Raw genomic sequence first — 7857 nt, forward strand, 5'->3', positions numbered from 1 at the left:
AATCTGGCTGATTACGCAGAAAGAAGTGAATTCATGGGGAAGCTCAAGAGGAACTTCGGAAGTTATTTTTACGATTTTAAATTCAGGAAAATCATGGACGAATGCGGAAAGTGATAAAGCAACCATTATTTGGGGCGGAAAAGAGCTTCAGCCGCAAACTCAGGCAACGGGTTATATAAAATCTACGGTAAAATCTGATATTTTGGATAAAAATTTAGCCACGGTTACCGTCACAAAACCTGGCGCAGGAATTGTTCAGGGAGGTTTGTTCTGGCAGTATTACGAAGATCTGGATAAGATAAAATCTTCCGAGAATTATCTGTCCATCACCAAAGAACTGTACAGAAAAATAAAAACCGTGAATGGTGAAGAATTACAGAAAATCACTCCGGAAACTCCGTTAAAAGTAGGCGATAAAGTGACGGTACGAATGATCTTAAATACCGATCGTCCGATGGAATTCATCCACATCAAAGACATGAGAGCAGCAGGATTTGAGCCTTTGGATGTACTTTCGGGGTATCAGTGGAAAAATGGTTTGGGATATTATCAGTCGACCAAAGATGCTTCCACGAATTTCTATATTGAACAGATGCCGAAAGGGAAATATGTTTTCGAATACGATTACGTTGCCAATGCATCCGGAAGATTCTCAAACGGAATTACCACGATCCAGAATTATTACGCACCACAGATGAATGCGCATACGAAAGGAAGTAATGTGATGATTTCGGAATGATTTGTTTACAAATGATAAAACGGTAAAAAAGATATTTTAAAAAGTGTTTTTGTTCTGCTCAGATTTTTAACAGTTCAGACATTTATTATAAAACCTGTTTAAACAGATCCTTGATTAAGAAATAATTTTTCGGAGCATTAGTAATAATATATTGATATTACTTTAATATTCAATTTATAACCGAGCAATACTTTTGTCAAAAATAATTAAACTGAAATTATGATGAGAAAAAGTACAGTATTGGTTTTATTAGCTTCATCTGTTGCAGCCTCTGTTTTTTTTGCTTGTAAAGATGATGATAACACAACATCTCCCGACGAAACAATAGAATTCAAAAACCGGTCGGTTACTCCGTCCTTTGTTAAAATGGGTTCTGATTTTTCAGGAGTAGGGGTTTACACTTTGGTAAGTAGTGAAGATGTTATTCCAAATTCCGGAAATATGGTTTATGGTGGAGCTCCTGATGGTCAGGGTTTCATTAAAAATCCAGATGGAAGTGGTTACATAATGGTGACTAATCACGAAAATACGTGGGCGGTATCCAGATTGTATTTAGACAAAAAACTAAACATTACCAAAGGTGAATATATTGTAAATTCTGATGGTGGTGGGTTCAGACTTTGTTCTGCTTCCATGGCTACTCCGGAAATTCATGGTTTTGGTCCAATGTTTTTAACAGCAGGTGAGTCTAATATGAATGCAATGTGCCATGCTATTGATCCTTTAGCTGCCGCAATGCCTTCAAACAATACAAGAACGAAGCCTGCTATGGGAAAAATGAGTGCTGAGAACTATGTCCCTCTAACGAAAAATGCTTACCCCGGAAAAACGGTGGTTATTGTTGGCGAAGATGCTTCCAACGGACAGGTTTATTTATATGTTTCCAACACAGTTGGAGACTTGGATAATGGTAAATTATATGTTTTAAGAAGAACAGATTTAAACCAGATTGAAACTTCAATGACATGGAATAACAATTACCCGGTAGAGTTTGTAGAGGTACCCAATGCCAAAAACTTAACAGGGACTGAAATTGAAAACCTAAATTCAAGTCTTAAATCGATACAGTTTGCCCGTGTGGAAGATTTGGATTACCGAAAAGGTTCAGCTACTAACAACAGAGAGATCTATTTCACAGCTACCGGTGTAAGTGGTTCTACCGAGAAAACATATATGGGAAGAGTTTATCAGTTAAAACTGGATGCCAATGATCCACTTAAAGGAACGCTAAAAATTATTGCGGATGGGGATGTTTCACCTTCCGGAGCTAACGTAAAAGGGACTGATATTATTAATCCGGATAACCTGTGTGTTACAGAGAATTATGTATATATTCAGGAAGATGGAGACTCTTATTGGCCGGAAGCAACGCATAATTCATTGATATGGCAGTATAACATTGCAACAGGAACCAAAAAAGTATTCATGGATATGAGACACAGAGATGCGGATATGTTAGGAACTAAGTATAATCCTGCAAGTGATACCAAATATGGTCTTTGGGAACACGGTGCCATGGTTGATATTTCTGATGTAGTAGGAGTTCCCGGTACGTTTACCATCAATATACATGCACACTCTTGGGTAGAAGGAGATAAATTTTTAAATCCTAGTAAAGCGATTTCAGTTCAGCCTTATAAAGCAGGAGGACAAACGCTTATCCTGAAAAATGTACCCAGATAAAATATCATTTATTTTTTAGAAAAACTTTCGCTTATTTAAATTGAGCGAAAGTTTTTTATTTATACTAACAAAAGTAAAACAATGCTTAGAACAATAATTATACTGCTATTTTTAGCTGCTGTTTTTTCATGTACAGATAAAGGACACCAGACTTTTGAGAACAAATTAAGAACAACTGTTTTAAAAAAGATAGATACACTAAGTAATACTTTAACAGAATTGGAAGGCACGAGAAGTCAAAAAGAACTCATTTTAAACTTTAAAAAAGCAAGGAAAGAATACAAAGAAATAGAACCCTTTGTAGAGTACTATTTTCAAGGTCTTTCAAGAAGAATAAACGGTCCCGCTCTACCAGAAATCAAAACAGATGATAATATTGTAAACGATGCAGCGGGTTTTCAGGTAATAGAAGAAATAATTTTCAATGATCCCACAAACAGAAACGAACTAAAAAAGCAGATTAATATTTTAAAGACAGATTTAAAATTTGTTCATCAGAATTTTAAAGATTTACCCATTCAGGATCATCATTTTTACGAATTGATGCAACATCAAATCATTAGAATTGCAACCTTGGGAGTCACAGGTTTTGATTCTCCCGTAGCATTTAATTCTATGAATGAAGCCAAAGATGGCATTAAAGGAATAGAAGAGTTTTATACTTTGTATTGTGAAACCAATAAACAGGAAATAAATCCCCGTTTAATTGAATCCTTTGAAAAAGCGGGACAATACATTAGTAAGAACAGCGATTTTAATACTTTTAACAGACTGGAATTTATAAAAAATCATTTAATGCCGATGAGCGTTGCTTTTGAACGTGAATTTAAAACTATTATTGAACAGACTCCGCATTTCAAAGACAATAAAGTATTTTATGGCCATTTATCCGATTTAATGCAGGGAAAAAAACTCAATCCTGATGCATTTTCCCCATATGCAGCATCAAAATCAACTGTAGAAAAAACAGCATTGGGAAAAATATTGTTTAATGATGTGAATTTATCACGAAACAATAAAATGAGCTGTGCAACCTGTCACAACGCGGAATATGCTTTTACAGACGGCAAAAAGACTTCGGTAGTTAATATTCATAGCAACAACATCAGGCGGAATTCACCAACATTGCTATATTCATCATTTCAAAAATCATTTTTTTATGATATGCGTTCGCAAGATTTGGAAAACCAAATTGAAAGTGTCATGAAAAACCCGGATGAGTTTAATCTTTCCCCAAAAGAAATTAAAGATAAAATTACAACAAACAAAAATTTAGTTCAGTTATTTACAAAAGCCTTTCCCGATAAAAAAGAAATAACGCCCTATGAAATTAGAAATGCTATTGCTTCTTATGTGAGAAGTTTAATGCCCTTTAGTGCCAAAATAGATCGATATTTTTCAGGCAAAGCAGCACTTACGGAAAGCGAAGAAAACGGATTTAATTTATTTGCCGGTAAAGCCAAATGTGCAACCTGTCATTTTATTCCTGTTTATAACGGAACTGTTCCCCCCTGGTTTAACAACTCCGAATCTGAAGTTATCGGTGTTCCGGAAAATATCGCATGGAAAAATGCGGCTATTGATGATGATGAAGGGAGATATAGATTAAATAAAATTGAACAACTCCAATTTTCTTTTAAAACTCCAACCGTAAGAAATGTTGAAAAAACGTCACCTTATATGCACAACGGAGTATATAAAACATTGGAAGAAGTAATAGAATTCTACAGATTAGGTGGCGGAAATGGTATTGGAATGAAGCTGAAATATCAGACTTTGCCTTTTGAAAATTTGAAATTAACTGAAAAAGAAAAGCAGGACATCATAAGTTTTTTAAGAACATTATCTGATGAGAAAAAATAGCGTAATGCGTCTTTATTATTAATAATTTATGGGTTGTTAAGATTTTAATAAATCGGCTATTTTATTTAAAATCCTGTGCTTCCTGGCGCGAGGGTTCAAGTGCTGCATGAGATTAAAAGCCTTCAAATTAAATAAATTTCAAGGCTTTTTTGTTTCAGCTTTTCCAAGATTCTATAAAGATATCTTTTGGTTTAAGATGAGGAATTATAAATATCCCCTTATTTGTTAAGGATTTTTTTATCCAGTTTCTTAATATATTCAGAGGGGGTCATGTGTACCCTTTTTTTAAAAGCATTAATGAAAGTAGTACAGCTTTTATATCCTATTTCTTTAGATATTACTTCAATATTGTATTTACGGATTACAGGATTTTTTTCCAATTCTGTTAAAATATAATTTATTCGAAGATTGTTTACATATTCAGAAAATGATACACCCTTATACTGGTTTATTATTTGTGATAAATACGTAGTGTTGGTATTCATTTGTTTAGCAACGTTGACAAGTTTGAAGCTGTTGGATAAAAATTTTTTTTTAAGCTCTAAAGAGTCAAGTTTTAAGAGAATATTAGAAACCGTATCATTTTCTATAGGGGTATGAGGTTTTTGATAATCATCGTTTTGTGTATTGAGTCCGATTTTGTAGAGACTCTTATTTTTAATAATCTCATCTTTATTCTTCCTTTTTTGATAATATATTATATAAAAAAGAGTAAAAATCAGGATTAATGACGCAAAAAATATAAATAAATTGTTATTATTCTTTTTGAGTGTTTCTTCGGAAATATTTTTGATCTCTTCTTTTTCATAAATCCCCATGAAAAAATTTCCGGTATTTTTTTGAGCGTTTTCTTTGTTTATTTCCGATAAGCTCAGTTTTGCATACTTATATGCCATTTCATTATTACCATTACGTTCATAATTGATACTTAATAAATAATAGACTTTAAGCTTGTTTTCATATGAGCATTTGGAGTCCTGAATATCAGTGGTTAATTTTCTAAGATATTTGAATGCTAAATCACTTTTTTTAAGATTGGTATATATTTCAGCTTTAGAAATCCAGACTATTTCTTTAGAAAAACTTTTCTTCATTAAAACAGAATCTTTTTCGCAATCGTTAAAAAGAGATAACGAAAGATTATATTCTTTTTTGAGTAAAGCGATTTGAGCTTTTCTGCTTCTGTGAAGAGCTTTAGAATATGCTGAAAAATTCCGGGAATTTTTCATTAGCTGATAAGCTTTCTCATAGTTTTGTTCCGCGGAATCCAGAAATTTTATTGCTCCCGTATCTTTGTACCAATTGATAAAAGCATCACTTTTCGTATTATAAGCCGCCGCAATTTCTTTTGCCTTCAGAAACTTTGTGTAAAGTCTGTCCTCACGATCATTATAAATATCATTTAAATGTATACTGAGAAGATCAATCCCCTTTTTATAATTTCTTAGTTCTATATACGCTACAGCAAAAAAGATTAATTGTTTCTTTTTATATACTGGACTCATTCCTATGGTTAAATTGTTAAGATATTTTAGTCCCAGTGCTATATTTCCTTTTCTTTTTTCAATATAAAAAAGTCTTGTTACTGCAATGTGTTTTAATGCTTCATAATAAGAAAAAGCGATTTTATTCTTGTTTTTCTGAAGTAAATCCAAAAAAGTGAATACAGATTTTTCTGCCTCAGAAAACTTCCCCTTTCCATATAAAGAAGAGGCTGAATCAATTCTAATCAGCAAATCATATTTTGTATTATATTTTGAAAGTCTTTTGAAGTTGATGTTTTCGTTACTCAGTTTGTGATGTACGAGATCCCATTGATCTTTTTTTATTAAACTGTCGATCTCATGAGAATCTTTTAGATCAGTTAGGCTTTGAGAATAAATTTTTACAGAAATAAAAAAAAATATAACGAGTATTTTTTTTAAGAGCATATGTGTTTTTTTCTATCCAAATTTACTTAAAAATTAATAATCCTTAAAGAAGTATAAGTTTTTTCAACAAAAAAGAAAATCCAAAATTATTTTATTTTAATTGGTTGTATTTCAGTGTTTTAATCATTGTATTGTTAATGGGATTGAATACCAAATTTATAAATATGATGAACATTTTATTTTACAAAATCAAATCTTTAAATAAGTTTGAATATAAATTTCACCATAGTCAGAATTAATATTCTGTTTTGTATAAAGAATAATCTTTTAAATATGAATAACAGATAAATTGATCATTGTCTGCATAAACACCGAAAATTTAGAAATACATATTGCATCAGGAGTAAACGAAAATCCTTCAAAAGAGTAGTACAAATTAAAAAATAACAAATGAAAATTAAATTATTTCTGTTATCATTATTGTTATGGCAGGGATTTCTACTATCCCAGACCGTAACAATAGATTTAAGTACCGGAAAAAATGATGACGGTACACTGATGAACGCACCACCACCGGATGTTACCGACGGAGTTTCAGTAACCGATCCGGATTGGTCTGTTTTAAGACCGGGAGAAACATCTGCCGTAAATACTAAAACAAGACACACTTATACAGGATGGTCTTTTGCTGCTTTAACGGTAACTAACGGAGCTTTACAAAGCAGATGGATTACTGATAAAGATGGTTGGGCTGCTGTTGGAGATGGCTATTACTATTATTATAGCAAGAGTTTTACAATACCCGATGGTGCGGTTAATGCTACACTTAACTTTAGGTCATTAAGCTTTGTGCGGAACTGGACATACCTCGTGAGAACAGATGTTTCGCCAAATACAGAAGAATTAATCACACAGACTACATGGATGAGTGATGGAGCTAAAGGCTGGCTTAACTCCAGAAGTCCCGAAGTTTTAAATAAGCCACTTTCTGCAGGAACATACGTTATAAAAGTAAAAATATATACGAATAATGGAAATGTAACCAATGCCCTGAATGCTCAGGGATTAGTAAGTTATACTCCACAATCCTGTACAAACCCTTCACCACAGGTAAATTCTCCTGTTAGCTATTGTCAGAATGCCGCTGCGTCTCCACTTACAGCTACCGGAACGGGCTTGTTATGGTATACAACAGCTACCGGAGGGACAGCAAGTGCGACCGCACCTACGCCGTCAACATCCAATTCCGGTACCGTTTCTTACTATGTCAGCCAGACAGTAAATGGTTGTGAGAGTGGAAGAGCAAAAATAGATGTCATAGTAAATGCTGCTCCTGATTCTCCGATAGTAAATTCTCCTGTTAGTTATTGTCAGAATGCGTTGGCTTCTCCGCTTTCAGCAACCGGAACAGGCTTGTTATGGTATACAGCATCTACAGGAGGAACAGCAAGTGCGACCGCACCTACGCCGTCAACTGCTAACTCCGGTACTGTTCCTTACTATGTCAGTCAGACAGCAAATGGCTGTGAGAGTGCAAGAGCAAAAATAGATGTGGTGGTAAACTCTCCTGTGGCTTTAATATTATCATCTGGATCTAATACACAGACAGTAGATGTAAATACACAAATTCTGCCAATTATTTATACATTTAGTAATGCTTCAAATGTAGTTGTAAGTGGTTTGCCTTCAGGAGTTACAGGA

At 33.6% G+C, this 7857-nt stretch carries 4 protein-coding genes and 1 pseudogene; 4 read left to right on the forward strand and 1 reads right to left on the reverse strand.

Going from position 1 to position 7857, the window contains the following annotated elements; translation table 11 throughout:
• From WFK35_RS18355 to WFK35_RS18365, 3 genes and pseudogenes are all read left to right on the forward strand, one after another.
• Positions 1 to 739 (forward strand): annotated as a pseudogene (locus tag WFK35_RS18355) (alpha-2-macroglobulin family protein); the annotation flags it as partial.
• 219 nt (positions 740 to 958) lie between these two features.
• A complete protein-coding gene (locus WFK35_RS18360; protein ID WP_336733782.1) occupies positions 959 to 2422 on the forward strand; it encodes an alkaline phosphatase PhoX in 1464 nt (487 codons plus the stop codon).
• An 81-nt stretch (positions 2423 to 2503) separates the two neighbouring features.
• A complete protein-coding gene (locus WFK35_RS18365) occupies positions 2504 to 4285 on the forward strand; it encodes a cytochrome-c peroxidase (RefSeq protein WP_336733783.1) in 1782 nt (593 codons plus the stop codon).
• Positions 4286 to 4503: 218 nt separating this feature from the next.
• Here the strand turns inward: WFK35_RS18365 and WFK35_RS18370 are convergent, their stop codons facing one another.
• Entirely contained in the window at positions 4504 to 6216 is a 1713-nt protein-coding gene (locus WFK35_RS18370; protein ID WP_336733784.1) for a helix-turn-helix domain-containing protein, read from the reverse strand.
• A gap of 390 nt (positions 6217 to 6606) precedes the next feature.
• Between WFK35_RS18370 and WFK35_RS18375 the strand changes: the two genes are divergently transcribed.
• The coding region (locus tag WFK35_RS18375; RefSeq protein ID WP_442892080.1) for an immunoglobulin domain-containing protein at positions 6607 to 7857 on the forward strand (1251 nt) is incomplete at its 3' end.

The organism is Chryseobacterium sp. VD8, from assembly GCF_037149975.1.
GTDB classification, from domain to species: domain Bacteria; phylum Bacteroidota; class Bacteroidia; order Flavobacteriales; family Weeksellaceae; genus Chryseobacterium; species Chryseobacterium indicum.